This is a genomic window from Flagellimonas lutimaris (assembly GCF_003581615.1).
Classification (GTDB): Bacteria; Bacteroidota; Bacteroidia; order Flavobacteriales; family Flavobacteriaceae; genus Flagellimonas; species Flagellimonas lutimaris.
Genome location: NZ_QXFH01000064.1, coordinates 92,693 through 110,076, shown reverse-complemented (window position 1 = coordinate 110,076; position 17,384 = coordinate 92,693). Strand labels below are relative to the sequence as shown.

Annotated in this window: 13 protein-coding genes; 8 read left to right on the top strand and 5 right to left on the bottom strand. The window is 41.8% G+C overall.

Features of this window, described 5'->3' with window-relative positions; all coding sequences use genetic code 11:
- Positions 1 to 16: 16 nt before the first annotated feature.
- Entirely contained in the window at positions 17 to 1,174 is a 1,158-nt protein-coding gene (locus D2V08_RS02810) for a formimidoylglutamase (RefSeq protein ID WP_119606592.1), read from the bottom strand.
- A gap of 1 nt (position 1,175) precedes the next feature.
- Complete coding sequence (gene topA / locus D2V08_RS02805) at positions 1,176 to 3,662, bottom strand: type I DNA topoisomerase (RefSeq protein ID WP_119606591.1); 2,487 nt, start codon at positions 3,660 to 3,662, stop codon at positions 1,176 to 1,178.
- A 185-nt stretch (positions 3,663 to 3,847) separates the two neighbouring features.
- On the opposite strand from topA, the gene D2V08_RS02800 reads away from it, so the two are divergent.
- Complete coding sequence (locus tag D2V08_RS02800; RefSeq protein WP_119606590.1) at positions 3,848 to 6,985, top strand: WD40/YVTN/BNR-like repeat-containing protein; 3,138 nt, start codon at positions 3,848 to 3,850, stop codon at positions 6,983 to 6,985.
- 62 nt (positions 6,986 to 7,047) lie between these two features.
- On the opposite strand, the gene D2V08_RS02795 is transcribed toward D2V08_RS02800, so the two are convergent.
- Positions 7,048 to 7,776: a hypothetical protein gene (locus tag D2V08_RS02795; protein WP_119606589.1), complete on the bottom strand. Its 729-nt coding sequence runs from the start codon at positions 7,774 to 7,776 to the stop codon at positions 7,048 to 7,050.
- Positions 7,777 to 7,925: 149 nt separating this feature from the next.
- Between D2V08_RS02795 and miaB the strand changes: the two genes are divergently transcribed.
- From miaB to groL, 7 genes are all read left to right on the top strand, one after another.
- The gene (gene miaB, locus D2V08_RS02790) at positions 7,926 to 9,371 is read left to right on the top strand and encodes a tRNA (N6-isopentenyl adenosine(37)-C2)-methylthiotransferase MiaB (protein ID WP_119606660.1); all 1,446 of its coding nucleotides are present in this window, start codon (positions 7,926 to 7,928) and stop codon (positions 9,369 to 9,371) included.
- 97 nt (positions 9,372 to 9,468) lie between these two features.
- Entirely contained in the window at positions 9,469 to 10,749 is a 1,281-nt protein-coding gene (locus D2V08_RS02785; RefSeq protein ID WP_119606588.1) for a sigma-54 interaction domain-containing protein, read from the top strand.
- Between the two features lie 18 nt (positions 10,750 to 10,767).
- Entirely contained in the window at positions 10,768 to 11,289 is a 522-nt protein-coding gene (locus D2V08_RS02780) for an LptE family protein (protein ID WP_439108267.1), read from the top strand.
- A 6-nt stretch (positions 11,290 to 11,295) separates the two neighbouring features.
- A complete protein-coding gene (locus tag D2V08_RS02775) occupies positions 11,296 to 12,213 on the top strand; it encodes a DUF8458 domain-containing protein (protein ID WP_119606587.1) in 918 nt (305 codons plus the stop codon).
- Complete coding sequence (secG, locus tag D2V08_RS02770; RefSeq protein WP_119606586.1) at positions 12,210 to 12,572, top strand: preprotein translocase subunit SecG; 363 nt, start codon at positions 12,210 to 12,212, stop codon at positions 12,570 to 12,572. The genes D2V08_RS02775 and secG overlap by 4 nt, the downstream gene beginning before the upstream one ends.
- A 144-nt stretch (positions 12,573 to 12,716) precedes the next feature.
- On the top strand, positions 12,717 to 12,995 hold the full coding sequence (locus D2V08_RS02765; protein ID WP_100816345.1) for a co-chaperone GroES: 279 nt from the start codon (positions 12,717 to 12,719) through the stop codon (positions 12,993 to 12,995).
- Between the two features lie 23 nt (positions 12,996 to 13,018).
- Positions 13,019 to 14,653: a chaperonin GroEL gene (groL, locus tag D2V08_RS02760; RefSeq protein ID WP_100816346.1), complete on the top strand. Its 1,635-nt coding sequence runs from the start codon at positions 13,019 to 13,021 to the stop codon at positions 14,651 to 14,653.
- A 279-nt stretch (positions 14,654 to 14,932) separates the two neighbouring features.
- Here groL and D2V08_RS02755 read toward each other — a convergent pair whose 3' ends face one another.
- Together D2V08_RS02755 and D2V08_RS02750 are read right to left on the bottom strand one after the other, a co-directional pair.
- Positions 14,933 to 16,666 (bottom strand): efflux RND transporter periplasmic adaptor subunit, encoded by a 1,734-nt coding sequence (locus D2V08_RS02755; RefSeq protein ID WP_119606585.1) that lies wholly within the window; start codon positions 16,664 to 16,666, stop codon positions 14,933 to 14,935.
- Between the two features lie 4 nt (positions 16,667 to 16,670).
- On the bottom strand, positions 16,671 to 17,378 hold the full coding sequence (locus tag D2V08_RS02750) for a hypothetical protein (protein WP_119606658.1): 708 nt from the start codon (positions 17,376 to 17,378) through the stop codon (positions 16,671 to 16,673).
- Positions 17,379 to 17,384: the final 6 nt, after the last annotated feature.

Genomic DNA, 17,384 nt, shown 5'->3' with positions numbered 1-17,384 from the left:
TCAAAAATTAATTTAATTAGTTCAAGCCTTTTCTATAGGCTTTGAACCACCTCTCAGGAATGTTCTGGTTGCAAGCATCCAAATAGTCCTCTTCGGTGCAAGGTAATAACGCCACCGAATTTGATTTAGTATGTTCTGCTAAAATTGTTGGTACTTCTACCCACCATCTTTCTGTGACATGGCTTTTGAAGAAGATCAATTCCTCCGTGTCCGTGGGTACAGTAAACTTTGTGAAGTCTTCGCTCTTTGAGCTTGGGTATTCTTTTATTCTATAACTCAGGCCCTCTATAAAATACCATATGATCTGGGCGATCATCTGGAATGCCTGATGTGAATTTTCCCCTTCGTAGATGCCAAATAAGGAAACTTTATCGCTTATACCTGCATAGCGGGCAATGGCACATATCTCCCTTCCGGTAAAACCATTGGGGGAAAAATTACGGGTCATCCCCATTTCGCTGGCCCGTATAGCCCTTAAATCCAAGCTTACAATATCACTACTGCGCAATACGGGCTCTGCCAATTCTATATTGGTCACTATTTCACCTAACCGATAAGCATCAAAAAAAAGACGCTCCATCAAATCTTTTTCTTCTTGTGCATTGAAATAACTTTGGTATCCAATGTTTGAAAAATTAAAAAGATTGTTTGGTTTGTCGGTGATAATCTTACTCATATATGAATGTGAAGAAATGAGCTCATCGTCCTCACCAAAGTCAAAACGACTATCAATGGATACCAGATTCACCATATTCTTTATTTGATCAAAAGCGCGATAGGTGGGAAAAGTAATATCTTGGGTAAGCCCCAATACTATAGGTATGATATTTTCTTCAAGCAATCCAGCTACAATTTCCTTTACCACAAAATAGGTGTCTTCAACAGTATCGCCCTCTTCTACATCCCCTATATCTATAATATTAGAGTTCCAATTACCCATCATTAACCGGTAGAGTTGGATTCGGACTTCATCCAAATCCAGTTTTTCTGGTTTTTTCTCGAAGGCATTTCTGGATTCCAATACGCCAAAAATGGCTACATCGGCATGGGCGAATACCGGAAGCCCATCCTTTTCCGTGTGCATATGGATATTCTTGCCCAATGCTTGTTCTGGCAACAATTCGGAATGTGCCAATACCTTGTCCTTAACGGGAACCAGAAAATCGAAGGCCATACTATTTCTTAGCTTTTGCTTTTGTCTTGGCTTTTTTCTTTGGTGATTTTTTTTCCAATAGGGCCTGCGCTTCTTCCAAAGTCACTTTTGTGGCATCCACATCTTTGGAAATCTCAACCTTTACCTTACCTTTTATAATATTGTGTCTTCCCCAACGGGCTTTTTCTATCCTGATTTTTTCTTCGGGCCATTCTTGAACAAGCTTCTCCGCTTCTTTTTTCTTTTTGGCCTCGATCAATTCAGCAATATCCCCATCGGAAAGGTCATCAAAGTCATATTTTTTGTTCACATTGATGAACATACCATCCCATTTGATAAAGGGTCCAAACCTGCCTTTACCTTTGGTAACATCTTTTCCTTCGTAGGTAGCAATCGGCGCATCGGCCTTTTGCTTTTCTTTGATCAGTTCAATAGCACGATCCATATCTACATCAAAAGCGCTTTCGCCTTTGGCTAGGGAAATGAATTTTTTTCCAAATCGAACATAAGGACCATAACGACCCACGTTTGCTTCTACTTCCTCGCCTTCGTACACTCCCAATTTTCGTGGAAGCTCAAAAAGCGTCATGGCTTCTTCAAAAGTGATAGTTCCTATGGATTGGTCTGGCAATAAACTGGCAAACTGAGGTTTTTCTTCATCATCCACAGTACCAATTTGCACCATTGGACCAAAACGACCCAATCTTACGGATACTTGCCTGCCCGATTCTGGGTCCGTACCTAAAACACGTTCTCCGCTGGCACGCTCGGCATTTTCTTCGACCTCCAGTACATTGGGATGAAAATCCTTGTAGAAATTTTTCATCATTTCCTGCCAATCTTCATCACCTGAAGCGATTTCATCAAAATCTTCTTCTACCTGAGCAGTAAAGTTGTAATCGAGAATTTGTGTGAAATGGGTTACCAAAAAGTCGTTCACGATCATCCCAATATCGGTCGGAACAATCTTTCCTTTCTCGGAGCCCACCATTTCGCTAAGTTGGTTGTCGGATACTTTTCCATCTTCCAAAACCAACTGTGCATATTTTCGTTCAGAACCTTCAACAATGCCTTTTTCCACATACCCCCTATTTTGAATGGTAGATATGGTAGGTGCATAGGTAGATGGACGACCGATACCTAGTTCCTCCAGTTTTTTTACCAAAGAAGCTTCGGAATAACGATATGGTGGTCTTGAAAATCTTTCGGTGGCGGAAATAAATACATTTTGAAGCGGCTCCCCAACCTGCATGGCCGGAAGCATTCCTTCTTGCTCCTCTCCATCTTCATCATCGGTTCCCTCAAGGTACACTTTAAGAAATCCATCAAACTTCACCACTTCTCCGTTTGCAGAGAATTCTTCGTTGTGGGTGCTTGCTTTTATTTTTACATTGGTACGTTCCAACTGGGCATCGCTCATCTGCGAGGCCAGGGTACGTTTCCATATAAGTTCATATAATTTGGATTGGTCGCGCTCCAATTGTGGCGACTGCAATTTCATATCCGTGGGGCGAATGGCTTCGTGAGCCTCTTGTGCACCTTTGGATTTTCCTGTAAAGTTTCTGGTTTGACTATATTTTTCACCATAGTTGTCCACAATGGCATCTTTTGCAGCTGCTAGCGCTTCGTTGGAAAGATTGACACTATCAGTTCTCATATAGGTAATGAGACCCGCTTCGTAAAGCCTTTGGGCCACTTGCATGGTTCGGCTTACCGAAAAATAGAGCTTCCTTGAGGCTTCCTGCTGCAAGGTGGATGTTGTAAATGGTGCGGCGGGTGATTTCTTTGCTGGCTTTTGGGCCAAATCGGAAACCGAAAAGTCCGCTCCTATATTTTCTTTTAGAAATTTCTCGGCAGCTTCCTTTGTTGGGAATGTTTTGTTCAGCTTGGCTGCAAACGTATTGCCGCCATCTGTTTTGAATTCCGCTTTTATTCGGAAAGATGCTTCCGGGGTAAAACCTTCGATTTCGCGTTCACGCTCCACGATCAAGCGTACCGCAACAGATTGTACCCTACCTGCCGAAAGTCCTGGTTTTATTTTTTTCCAAAGTACTGGTGATAGTTCGTATCCCACCAATCGGTCCAACACCCTACGTGCCTGTTGCGCATTGACCAAGTTATAATTAATATCTCTTGGATTTTCAATCGCCTTTTGGATAGCCGATTTGGTAATAGAGTTAAAAACAATTCGCCTTGTTTTACTTTTATCCAATCCCAACTCCTCTGCCAAGTGCCAAGAAATAGCCTCTCCTTCACGGTCTTCATCACTTGCGAGCCATATAGTTTCAGCTTTTTTTGCCAAGTCCCGAAGTTTTTTTACCAAGGCTTTTTTCTCCTTGTCAACAGTATATTTTGGTTTAAAATCGTTCTCCACATCTACTCCAAGCTCTTTGGATGGAAGGTCGGCAATGTGCCCAAAACTAGACTCTACTTGAAATTCCTTTCCTAGAAATCGTTCAATGGTCTTCGCCTTGGCGGGGGACTCTACAATAACTAAATTCTTTGGCATGCACTGGGTTTTGTCTCAACAAAAGTATATTAAAATTTAAACTTCAGCATTTACTGATATGCTTTTGATATTAAAATCAAAAAAACATCATGCAATTTTGGAAACTCACATTAATAAAATTCTCTAGCAATACTGGGCAAAAAAATTCTTATTTTTAGGGAGACTAACTCGATAACTCAACTGAAATGACCAACCGCATCCTAATCATAGTTCTTGCTTTACTATGTTTTTATCCCGCTAACGCACAACGAAAAAATAAAAAAACCAACACTCCTCAATTTAAGGAATCGCTCTACAAGGGAATGGAATGGAGAATGGTGGGTCCGCACCGAGGAGGCCGGGCCGGAACAGTTACAGGTGTGGCCAACGACCCTAACCTATATTATATGGGTACCGCAGGTGGCGGTGTCTGGAAAACAACAGATGCCGGTAATTCCTGGGAATGTATTTCAGATGGTTACTACGGTGGCTCAATCGGTGCCGTGGCCGTAGCCGAATCCGACCCCAATATTATTTATGTAGGGGAAGGTGAACAAACCTTAAGGGGGAACGTTTCCTCAGGTAAAGGCCTTTGGAAAAGTATGGATGCCGGAGAAACCTGGGAATTCATAGGCCTGAAAGATTCAGAACACATTGCCCGTATACGCATTCACCCTAAAAATCCTGATATTGTTTATGTCGCAGCCATAGGTAATCTATGGAAACCCAACGAAACTCGAGGTGTATTCCGTTCTACGGACGGAGGAAAAAATTGGGAAAAAATTCTTTATGTAAGTGATAAAGCTGGTGCTGGTGACCTGATTATGGACCCGAACAACAGTAGAATTCTTTACGCTGCTACTTGGCAAATGAAAAGAAATGGGTACCGCATGGATAGTGGTGGCCCAGACAGCAAAATGTTTAAAAGCACCGATGGTGGAGACACTTGGAAAGATATTTCAGAAAATTCAGGATTGCCCGGATTTCCTTGGGGAATTGTGGGACTAACGGTGTCGCCTATCGATTCCGACAGGGTATTTGCCATAATCGAGGCCGAAGATGGGGGTGTATTCCGTTCCGATGATGCCGGTGCAACTTGGAAAAAAGTGAATGAGAATAGAGGCCTAAGACAAAGAGCTTGGTATTATAGTAGAATTTATGCGGACACCCAAAACATAGACAAGGTCTGGGTAATGAATGTCAGCTATGGCGTTTCCACGGATGGTGGAAACACTTTCACTTTAAAAAATGCACCCCACGGAGACCATCACGACCTTTGGATAGACCCGAACAATAACCAAAGAATGATTATTGCCGATGATGGTGGTGCTCAAATCTCCAATGATGGCGGAAATAACTGGACCACCTATTACAATCAACCCACGATGCAATTCTATCGAATTGCTACGGATAGTATTTTCCCTTACAGAATATACGGAGCACAGCAGGACAATACCGCCTTGCGTATTTTCCATCGCTCCTCAGGTTCAAGCATCACAGAAAATGATTGGGAGCCCACTGCAGGGGGCGAGAGCGCACACTTGGCACCAGACCCTAAAAACAACCAATTGGTTTACGGTGGAACTTACAAAGGTTATATGAACCGTTTAGACCATACCACAGGACAAACCATCTCCACAAATGTATGGCCCGACAACCCTGCAGGTTCAGGGGCGGAGGTAATGAAGTACCGTTTTAACTGGAACTATCCATTGACTTTTAGCCGACACGACTCGAACGTACTTTATGCGGGTTCCAACTATTTGCATGCCACTACCGACGGGGGACAATCATGGAAAACCATTTCCCCAGAATTGGCAAGAGGCATTCCTGAAACCATTGAGTCTTCTGGTGGACCTATCACCCAGGACAACACGGGAGCAGAATTTTATTCCAATGTTTTTGTGATTACAGAATCCATTCTGGAAAAAGGCGTGATTTGGACCGGTAGTGATGACGGACTTATTCACGTGACACGAGACAATGGCACAACGTGGGAAAATGTAACACCACCCTCCTCCATGTCTCCCAAATTGAATATGATTAACTGCATCGATGCCAGTCCATTTAAACCCGGAACTGTATATGTTGCCGCTACTTCGTACAAGTTTGGAGACTATACCCCTTATTTATACAAAACGGATGATTATGGTAAAACATGGACATTGATCACGGACGGCATTAAGGATAATTATTACACCCGTGCCATTCGTTCCGACAAAGTAAGGGAAGGATTATTGTATGCCGGTACTGAATGGGGCATGTACATTTCGTTTGATGACGGGGACAACTGGACACCGTTCCAATTGAATCTGCCAATTACCGCAATCCGTGACCTTCATGTTAGGGACAATGATTTGATTGCAGCCACCCACGGAAGAAGTTTTTGGATGATCGATGATTTAACTCCGCTTCACCAGCTTTCGGAAGAAGTATCCAACAGTGATTTTTATCTGTACAAGCCCGATATGGCCTACAGAATGCACCAAGCTAGATCTTGGCAAGCACCTAACACCAAATTGGTTGGGGAAAATCATCCTGATGGGGCCATTATCAATTATTATCTGAAAAGTTTAAAAGAAACAGATACCGTCAACATGGAAATTTTGGAAATGGATGGGAGTGTCATTCAAAGCTTTTCCAATCATGCCGAACCCGATAAATTGAACCCGACCTCAACTCAAAAATTGGAGGTTTCCGAAGGAGGCAACAGATTCATCTGGAATATGAGATACCCAGGCTACCAAGAGTTCAAGGGAATGGTATTCTATTCCTCGCCCAACATGGGACCCAAAGCGGTTCCGGGAAACTACAAAGCAAGGCTTACCGTTAATGGAAATTCTGTAGAGCAAACCTTCACCATTGTTAAGGATCCTAGGATTACGCTTGGTCAGAAAGATTTTCAAGATCAATTTGACTTTGTAATGAAGGTTCGCGATCAAGTTAGCCGTGCCAACAATGCCATTATTAATATAAGAAGCATTAAAAAGGATTTGGCTTATTTAAAGGAGAAGACCAAGGACAATGCGGAAATCCAAAAAATGGCCAAGGATTTTGAAACGGGGCTTTCGGTTATTGAGAATAACATCCACATGACTAAAAACCAAAGTAGACAGGATCCCTTGAATTATGGAATAAGAATAAATAACAGGCTGGCATTTTTGATGGTAGACTCGCAACGTGGCGACCAAAAGCCAACAAAGCAAGCCCAGGAGTTTTTTGTCGAGGTGACCAAGGAGCTCGACAAGGAAATCAACGACTTAAATACACTAGTGGAAAAACAAGCTGCTCTGATCAATCAGAAAGTAGATCAAAACCAAATCAAAATGATTTCCACAGAATAAAAGACAAATTCTTTAAAATAAAAAAGCGCCCTTCAAAAAGGGCGCTTTTTTTTAGGTTTTTGTTATGCATCCATGGAAATCCCCACAGCATCTTTATAAATATAGTAAATAGGTATTTTACTAAACATGGCAGTAAATAACACCCCAACCAAACACAATATCACACCTAATTGTGAGACCAATCCAGCCACTAGAACTAAAAGAAAAATCATCAACCAATTTTTATTGCCAAGTGCGAATCCTGATTTTACAATCTCTAGAGCACTAACTTCTTTATCAAAAGCAAAAAATGCCGGGAACAAAGACATGGGCACAATCAAATAGATAATTCCCAGACCACAGGCCAGAATACCTAAAAAGGATAACCCCACCATTATCAGGGAAAGAATCAAAGCTTTGGTCAAATACTCTTTTTTAAAATAAAAAAAATAGTCGTCCTTTCCTGATTCATTTAAATCATACTTTCTACAAATCCTTAAAAAAGCAGCATTTAAGCAAACACCCACAGTCATTACACCAATCGAAGATATCGGCATAATCAACGACATTAATCCTGCAAATGCAGGTGGCATTTTTTGATGGTCAAACGCCTCGGGGTCACTTATCCCCATAGCAATCATAGGCAGGTAAATCATTAAGTAAAAGGGTAAAATGCTAACAAAGGTCAGTACAAGCGTAATGAATCCTTGTAGCCACACTTTTTTAAATAGTTCAACGGAATTATTGAATACGGTCCCAAACTCTACCGGGGCACTTTGATTTATTCTTTGGGAAAGATTGGTGAAATTCATCTGTAAATATGGTTATGTTTTAAGCTTGAAGGTAACACTAACAGGTGATTCCGCAATATATTCTTAAAAAATACTGCCATATTGTCACTAAAATGGAATAAGCACTATCTTTGCACCCCATTGAAACATTTATGATCAAGGATAATACTATAGAAAAAGTAATAGATGAAAGCCAACAAGGGAGTGCCTTGTCGCTTGAAAACAAAGAAAAGAACGGAAGAAAGCTGTACATAGAAAGCTATGGCTGCCAGATGAACTTTTCCGACAGCGAGATTGTAGCGTCCATTTTGGCCAAGGAAGGTTTCAATACCACCCAAAACTTGGATGATGCCGATTTGGTTTTGGTAAACACCTGTTCTATTCGCGAAAAAGCGGAACAAACCGTGCGCAAGCGTCTGGAAAAGTTTAATGCCGTTAAAAGAACCAAACCAAACATGAAAGTTGGGGTTTTGGGCTGTATGGCCGAACGATTGAAAAGCAAATTCCTTGAAGAGGAAAAAATTGTGGACATGGTCGTGGGCCCAGATGCCTACAAAGACCTGCCCAACCTTATCCAAGAAATCGACGAAGGTAGGAATGCCGTAAACGTCATCCTATCCAAAGATGAAACCTATGGCGATGTAGCTCCCGTTCGATTAAATACCAACGGGGTCTCCGCTTTCGTTTCCATTACCCGTGGGTGTGACAACATGTGCACTTTCTGTGTGGTTCCCTTTACCCGTGGAAGAGAACGTAGCCGTGACCCCCAATCCATTTTAGAAGAAGTAAACGACCTTTGGGAAAGGGGCTTCAAAGAAATCACGCTGCTAGGTCAAAATGTAGATAGTTACCTGTGGTACGGCGGGGGATTAAAAAAGGATTTCGACAAGGCTTCGGATATGCAAAAAGCTACCTCCGTAAACTTTGCCGGATTGCTGGAACTGGTAGCGCAGGCTCGGCCCAAAATGCGAATCCGCTTCTCAACGTCCAATCCTCAGGATATGACCTTGGATGTAATCGAGGCCATGGCCAAATACGAAAATATCTGCAAATACATTCACCTTCCAGTACAAAGTGGAAGCAACCGCATCTTAAAGGCAATGAACCGTTTGCATACCCGTGAGGAATATTTTGAGCTGATCGACAACATCCGAAAAATTATTCCAGATTGTGCAATTAGCCAAGATATGATTACTGGCTTTCCAACAGAAACGGAAGAAGATCATCAAGACACTTTAAGTTTAATGGAATACGTGAAGTACGATTTTGGTTTCATGTTCGCTTATTCCGAAAGACCCGGAACATTGGCAGAGCGTAAAATGGAAGATGACATCCCAGAGGCAACCAAGAAAAGACGTCTATCGGAAATCATCGAGGTGCAACAAAAGCACAGTCATTATCGTACCCAACAACATTTGGGAAAAACCCAAGAAATTCTCGTCGAGGGAACTTCGAAAAAATCGGATGCCCACTGGATGGGCCGAAATTCACAGAACACTGTTGCAGTTTTTCCAAAGGAACACTACAAAGTGGGCGACTTTGTGAACGTAAAAATCAACGAATGCACCTCCGCGACTCTTATTGGAGAAGCTGTAGGGTATTCAGAAAATAATTAATAACCTTTTGTCATTCCGCACGAATGCTGAGCGTAGTCAAAGCACAATGCGGAATCCAAAAAAAATAAGATTCCTGCCTTCGTAGGAATGACAACATATGGAAAGTGTACAATCCATAAAACAACGGTTCGAGCTTATCGGAAACGATGTCAAACTCAACCGAGCCATAGAAAAAGCCATACAGGTGGCACCAACAGATATTTCAGTTTTGGTGACTGGTGAAAGCGGTGTAGGAAAGGAATCCATTCCAAAAATTATCCATTCGCTATCACACCGAAAACATGCCAAATACATTGCGGTAAATTGTGGTGCCATTCCAGAGGGAACCATTGACAGTGAATTGTTTGGACACGAAAAAGGGGCCTTTACAGGGGCTACCCAAACCCGTAGTGGTTATTTTGAGGTAGCCGATGGCGGAACAATTTTTTTGGACGAAGTCGGTGAACTTCCATTGACCACCCAAGTTAGATTGCTTCGTGTTTTGGAAAATGGCGAATTCCTAAAAGTGGGGTCATCCCAAGTGCAAAAAACCGATGTTCGCATTGTGGCCGCCACCAACATTAATATGTTCGAGGCCATCAAAAAAGAAAAGTTCAGGGAAGATCTTTATTATAGGTTGAGCACCGTAGAAATTCATTTACCACCACTTCGCGACAGAAGGGAAGATATTCATTTATTGTTCAGAAAATTTGCTTCTGACTTTGGACAGAAATACAAAATGCCCACTATCCGTTTGGAGGATGATGCCATCCAGTTATTACTAAGGTACCGCTGGCCCGGTAACATCCGTCAGTTGAGAAATATAGCAGAACAAGTTTCGGTACTTGAGGAAAAACGGAGTATTTCGGCAGCTACCCTAAACAGTTATTTGCCAGATGCAAGCAGTTCCAATCTGCCCGCCGTAATAGAGCAATCCAAAAAAGAAGGGGACTTTAGCAATGAACGGGAAATTTTGTACAAAGTCCTTTTTGATATGAAAGGTGACTTGAACGACCTTAAAAAACTAACGCTTGAACTTCTCAAGGATAATGATTCAAACAGAGTACAAAGGGAAAATGAAGGTTTGATTCGTAAAATCTATGGGAATCAAGAAAAAGAGGATATAGAGCACGAAGAAAGTTCCACGCCAGAATTGCTTCACCTTCCCGAACCAGTGGTAGAAGCATCGGCACCAAGTCCTGCGCATCAACCACCAGAGGACAGGTATCATTTTGCAGAAGAGATTGAAGAGGAAGAAACCCTATCTTTACAGGAAAAGGAAATTGAATTGATCAAAAAATCATTGGAGCGCAACAAAGGAAAACGAAAAGCTGCTGCCGCCGAGCTTGGAATTTCGGAAAGAACACTCTACAGAAAAATAAAGCAGTACGATCTTTAATAAAAAAGTTTAAAGAGAATGATGATAAAAAAAGGGATAAAGATTGGAGTACTTGGATTGACTTTTTTTCTAACCAGTTGTGGTGCGTATAATTTTTCCGGAGCAGACATTGGAACTGCCGAAAGTTTTCAAGTCAACTTTTTTCAGAACTATGCAGACCAAACCCCTGGATCTACTATCGTTCCCGGACTAGGTCGGGATTTCACCTTGGCCCTTCAGGATATGATCAATAACCTTACAAGCTTATCCCTTACTGGAAGCAATGGCGATTTGATCTATGAAGGGGAAATTGTGGAGTATAAGATTGTTCCCATGACGGCCACGGCAGACCAGCGTACCTCACAAAACCGTCTGACCATGAGTGTAAATGTTCGGTTTTACAACACCACTAAGGATGATGCTGATTTTGAAAAACGGTTTTCTTTCTTTTACGATTTTGATGCCGCAGCTTCATTGCCATCCATACAAGCTGCAGCCCACGAAGAAATTTTTGAACGACTTACCCAGGACATTTTTAATGCGTCCTTGGGAAATTGGTAATATTTTATGAACGTTTCGGATTTTATACAAATTCTTCAAAACTCGAATACCATCTTATCTCCTAAACAAACAAGGGAGTTAGAAGATATCATTGAGGAATACCCTTATTTTCAGGCCGCTCGCGCCCTGCATCTAAAAGGACTCAAAAATCTGGACAGCTATAAGTACAATAATGCCTTAAAGGTAACTGCTGCACATACTTCCGACAGGGATGTGCTTTTCGATTATATAACTTCCAAAAAATTTATTCAAAACAATATTGCAGATACCATTGCAGGGAGAGGTTCCAAGCTTGAAGACCAAGAAGCGGTTTCTGAAGAAATTCAGCCCAACCCAAATACGGCAAGTATGCTTTCCGAATCAAACGAACCTGCACTACCCCAAAACTTGAACGATGCTGAGCAAATTCTGGATCCTAAACTTTTCGAATCTAGAACACCTGAAAAACAAGTTGAAAAAGTTGAGGAACCCAAAAAGGAACCGGATACAGATTTAAATTTGGGAAAACCCATCCCGTTCACCAAAAAAGAAAAACATTCATTTACCGAGTGGCTTCAATTAACATCTACCCCTGAAGAACCCTCAGAGGAGCAAGCTAACGGTTCTGGCCAACCAGAAGAGAATGTAATGGACGAACTGGAACGTAAAAAGAAATTTGAACTCTTGGACAAGTTCATTGAGAATAACCCCAAGATAGTTCCAAAGGAATCCAATCCTAAAGTCAACATAAAAGAGTCTACCAAAATCAACCAAAACGAGTTGATGACGGAGACTTTAGCCAAGGTTTACCTTGAACAGAAAAAGTACAAAAAAGCCATTCAAGCGTTTAAAATATTGAGTTTGAAATATCCAGAAAAAAGTGGTTTCTTTGCAGACCAAATTCAGGCAGTGAAGAAACTGCAGAAAGAAAAAGATAAGAAATGAGCACGTTTGGAATTTTTTTGATACTGATAATTATCGTGTGCCTTTTGTTGGTCTTGGTCATTATGGTCCAGAATCCTAAAGGTGGTGGTTTGTCCTCGTCCTTCGGAGGAAGTGGCAACCAAGTTGTTGGCGGTGTAAAAAAGACCGGAGACTTTCTAGATAAAAGTACTTGGACCCTTGCTACACTATTGATTGTTTTGATATTGGTTTCCAATGTTTCGTTGAAAGGAAACTACAGTCAGGCAGATTCCAAATTACTTCAAGGCGACGATACGGAAATACCAGAAACGATTCCAGAGGAAGTACCTGAACAACTTCCGCCTGCCGACACTACAAGTCCAGTAGACACTATTGGGTAATAAAAAGTGACAAAGCATAGAAAAATGCCAGCTTGAATGACAAGCTGGCATTTTTGTTTTCCAGAATGTCAGTTTTTGTGCATTGGCACAATTTCTGTCCTTTAGATTCAAGAATTTTTAAAACAAACACCTAAAATTTAAAATATGGCTAAAGTAAATATCAAACCATTGGCAGACAGGGTTTTGATTGAGCCTCTACAGGCCGAGACAAAAACTGCCTCCGGTATCATCATCCCGGACAACGCAAAAGAAAAACCACAAAAAGGAACAGTTGTGGCCGTTGGTCCAGGAACCAAAGACGAAAAAGTTACCGTTAAGGAGGGTGATACCGTTCTTTATGGAAAATACGCCGGTACCGAACTTAAATTTGACGGTACCGACTATTTGATGATGCGCGAGAGCGATATTTTGGCAATTGTATAACTAAAAAAATCAACTAGAAAGAAATGGCAAAAGATATTAAGTTTGATATAGATGCACGTGACGGACTGAAAAGGGGCGTTGATAAATTGGCCGAGGCCGTTAAAGTTACCTTGGGACCAAAAGGTAGAAACGTAATCATCAGCAAGTCCTTTGGAGCACCACAAGTAACTAAAGATGGTGTTTCTGTTGCAAAAGAAATTGAATTGGAAGACGCCCTAGAAGATATGGGTGCACAAATGGTGAAGGAAGTTGCTTCCAAAACCAACGACCAAGCGGGTGACGGTACTACTACTGCTACCGTTTTAGCACAAGCGATCGTAAAAGAAGGTCTTAAAAACGTTGCCGCTGGAGCAAATCCAATGGATTTGAAACGTGGAATCGACAAGGCTGTTGAAGCTTTGGTGGCCGATTTGGAAAAACAAACCAAAGAAGTTGGCAACAACTCTGATAAAATCAAACAAGTTGCCTCTATCTCTGCAAACAACGATCAAACCATTGGTGACCTTATCGCCAAGGCATTTGATAAAGTTGGAAAAGAGGGCGTAATCACTGTAGAAGAAGCAAAAGGTACAGATACTTATGTTGACGTAGTTGAAGGTATGCAATTTGACAGAGGATACCTTTCTCCTTACTTCGTGACCGATACCGACAAGATGATCGCTGATTTGGAGAATCCATACATTCTTCTTTTTGACAAGAAAATCTCCAATCTACAGGAAATTCTTCCTATTCTTGAGCCAGTAGCACAATCCGGAAGACCTCTTTTGATTATCGCTGAAGACGTAGAAGGGCAAGCCCTTGCCACTTTGGTAGTAAACAAATTGAGAGGCGGACTTAAGATTGCCGCTGTAAAAGCTCCAGGTTTTGGTGATAGAAGAAAAGCTATGTTGGAAGACATCGCAATCTTAACCGGTGGTACCGTAATCTCTGAAGAAAGAGGGTTCTCTTTGGAAAATGCTTCTTTAGATATGTTAGGTACTGCTGAAACCGTAACCATCGACAAAGACAATACTACAATTGTTAATGGTAACGGAAATGCAGATGACATTAAAGCCCGAGTGAGCCAAATTAAAGCTCAAATCGAGACTACAACATCGGATTACGACAAAGAAAAACTTCAGGAACGTTTGGCCAAATTGGCCGGAGGTGTTGCAGTACTTTATGTAGGCGCAGCTTCTGAAGTAGAAATGAAAGAGAAAAAAGACCGTGTGGATGATGCCTTGCACGCAACCCGTGCCGCTGTAGAGGAAGGTATCGTTGCAGGTGGTGGTGTTGCCTTGGTAAGAGCCAAAAAAGTTCTGGAAAAATTAGCAACCGACTCTTTGGACGAAACTACAGGTGTACAAATCGTAGCCAAAGCTATCGAGTCTCCTTTACGTACTATCGTAGAGAATGCTGGTGGTGAAGGTTCTGTAGTTATTGCTAAAGTATTGGAAGGCAAAAAAGACTATGGTTACGATGCCAAATCCGACCAATATGTGGATATGCTCAAAGCAGGAATTATTGATCCTAAGAAAGTAACACGTATTGCTTTGGAAAATGCAGCTTCAGTGGCTGGTATGATTCTTACCACAGAGTGTGCATTGACCGATATTAAGGAAGATGCTCCTGCAATGCCTCCAATGGGAGGTGGCGGTGGAATGCCAGGCATGATGTAATGTCATCCCATTCGGATTAAAAATAGGAACGCCCCGATTTGCATCGGGGCGTTTTCTTTTTATCCAGTTGAACGGTTCTTCGTAAGAACCTAAAACCAAGTTACTTCTTCTTACCAGTAGCTTGGGCAGTCTTCTTTGCAACAGGCTTTACAGCTTTTGCAGGAGATGACTTTCCATTTGACTTTGCTTGTTTCATCGGTCCATAATTTAAAAACCGAAGTAAATGTATTTCAGATTTGAATCCGCAGATTTTATTTGGCCAAACATTAACTAAAATAGTTAGTCGATAGTCCCCACCACACTGCCACAGGTCAGCATGGCATCTCCATAATAAGGATTGCGTATTTCTTCTTCCAAACTCAGCCAATTGGCTCCTCTATCATTATTGGCCATGGGGCAGTGCTGCACATAAAGTTTAGTGTCCAGCTCCTTCATCTGCTGCCCTATCTGAATCATGTTTTTGGAAAGTTGAACAAATACCTCACGTTGATCTTCCAGATTTCTTTTTGAGGACATTTCTGTTAGCTGTTCTTTCAATTTTGATAGGTGACTTTTGCCCATATCATCCATCTCCAAATCATTTATTTCTGAAGCAATTCCCGCTCCCTTCTGTGCCAAGACTTGTGTTTTTTCTTGGCCGGATGCAACCAAGGCATCCTTCAAATCCAGATAAATATTTAAAAGTTCGTTGAACTTTGATTGTGCCTCTGGGGAAAATTCGATTTTCATAGTACTGTTCATACCTGTATGACTGCCATGACCCATAGCGGAGGTCTCGCCAACGTGATTCATCATGGATTTTTTACCCTGCAATTGGGCTGCGGCATCTACCGTAAAAGTACCTTTGGCCACTACCCAGTCTCCAGATTTTAACCCTGAATTGACATCATAACTTCCATTCCTCAAATTTCCTAGCTCCACCTCCCGCATTTCAAAAATGGCTTCGTTTGGATTTTCCTGCACATATACCAAGGAACGTTTTCCTGTCCACAAAACAGCACTTTCTGGAACGGTCAACGATTCATCTTCAGCATTTGAAACCTCAACTACGGCCTGTACAAACATTCCAGGTTTGAGCAACCCATTTTTGCTGTCAAGTTCTGCACGGACCTCCAAGGTCCTTGTGTTCTTGTTCAATACGGGAGCAACAAAGGATACTTTTGCCGGGAATGCTTCATTAGGGTATGATTTTGTGGTAACCTTCAACGTTTGCCCTTCCTTGAACAAACTCAATTGGTTTTCATACGCATCAAAAATCGCCCAAACCGAATTCAAATTGGCCACTTTTACCAAAGGTGAACCAGTTTTGATGTAATCGCCTTCCTCCACCATAATTTCAGAAACCACACCACTTACATTGGAATACACCGGAAAATTTTCAAGCACTTGTCCCGAGCTTTCAATTTGGTTGATTTGTGCTTCGGACAATTTCCAAAGCTTTAATTTATTGCGAACCGCTTTATATAATTGTGGTTGGGATTCCTTTATATTGGACGCCGTCAACAGTTCTTGTTGAGCCGAAACCAAAGCTGGAGCATAAATAGTAGCCAGTTTTTGGCCTTTTCGGACCTCTTCCCCTTCAAAATTGACAAAGATGTTTTCTATCCTTCCATCAAAATAAGCGGATTGAACCGCATCCGATTTTTGATTGACCGCTACTTTACCCGAAACCTTAACTTGATTTTTCCCTGTTGCTCCTGAACCTACCATAATGGTTTCCACACCAGCCAAAACCATCGCATTTTCGGTCATTTTAATTTGATTCGCCATCAGTCCCGCTCCGCTACTTTCTGCTGGAATAAGGTCCATGCCGCAAATGGGACAAGAACCCGACTCTGGTTGCATAATTTGTGGGTGCATGGAACACGTCCACATTTCCCCCGAAGCAATTTCCGTACTATGGTCATGCTCCGCTCCGTTTGTCGCATCGGTACCGCCTCCAAACAGGAAGTATCCGACCAACAATCCCACCACCACGGCAATTCCGATGTATATGATATTTTCCTTTTTCATCTTATTATTTTTTTCGTTTTACAACCTTTCTCATCGTTGGTGACGAGGTAAACCAAAGCAAAAATCCGCTCAACACGGTAATCAATCCCAATAGGGAGAAAGCACGAAGCACAGTCGTATTAAAATCGTCCCTACTTTCATAATCCATGGTATGAGTCATCCAAAGAAAGTCGAACCACCTCCAGTTTCGATGTCGCACCGTTTGAAAAGATCCGTCGGCCACCGATACATAAGCCTTTATATTTTCGGGTGAATCATACGAAATCACATAAGCGGGGAGTTTCTTTTCCCGATACTCGTGATGCTTATCGGTTTCATCAATGACCTCAACCCCTTCAACTTTTAATTCTGGTGACATTTGACGTTTCGCAACAGCTAAGGCTTCTACTTCCGAAACACCTTCTTTTAAGCTGCCATTTTTCGCATCAACCAAAAATTCATTGTTAATCCAGTAGTAGGGTTTGCCCGCTATTTCCTTTAGGCTCAACGAACTTATTTTAGATGGAATATTGATTTGTGAAAGCCCAATGAGTCCATCAAAAGCAACGGGTTCATAATCCATGTTTCTAAAATGGCCCCCATGAATTTCGTCAATATCCGTCCAGCTGAAGTAGAGTCCACTTACTGTCCACATAATGAATTGAAGGCCCAAAAATATTCCCAAATACCTATGGGCTTTTCTAATCTTAACCGCTGTTGTTCGTTTTACCATTTTATT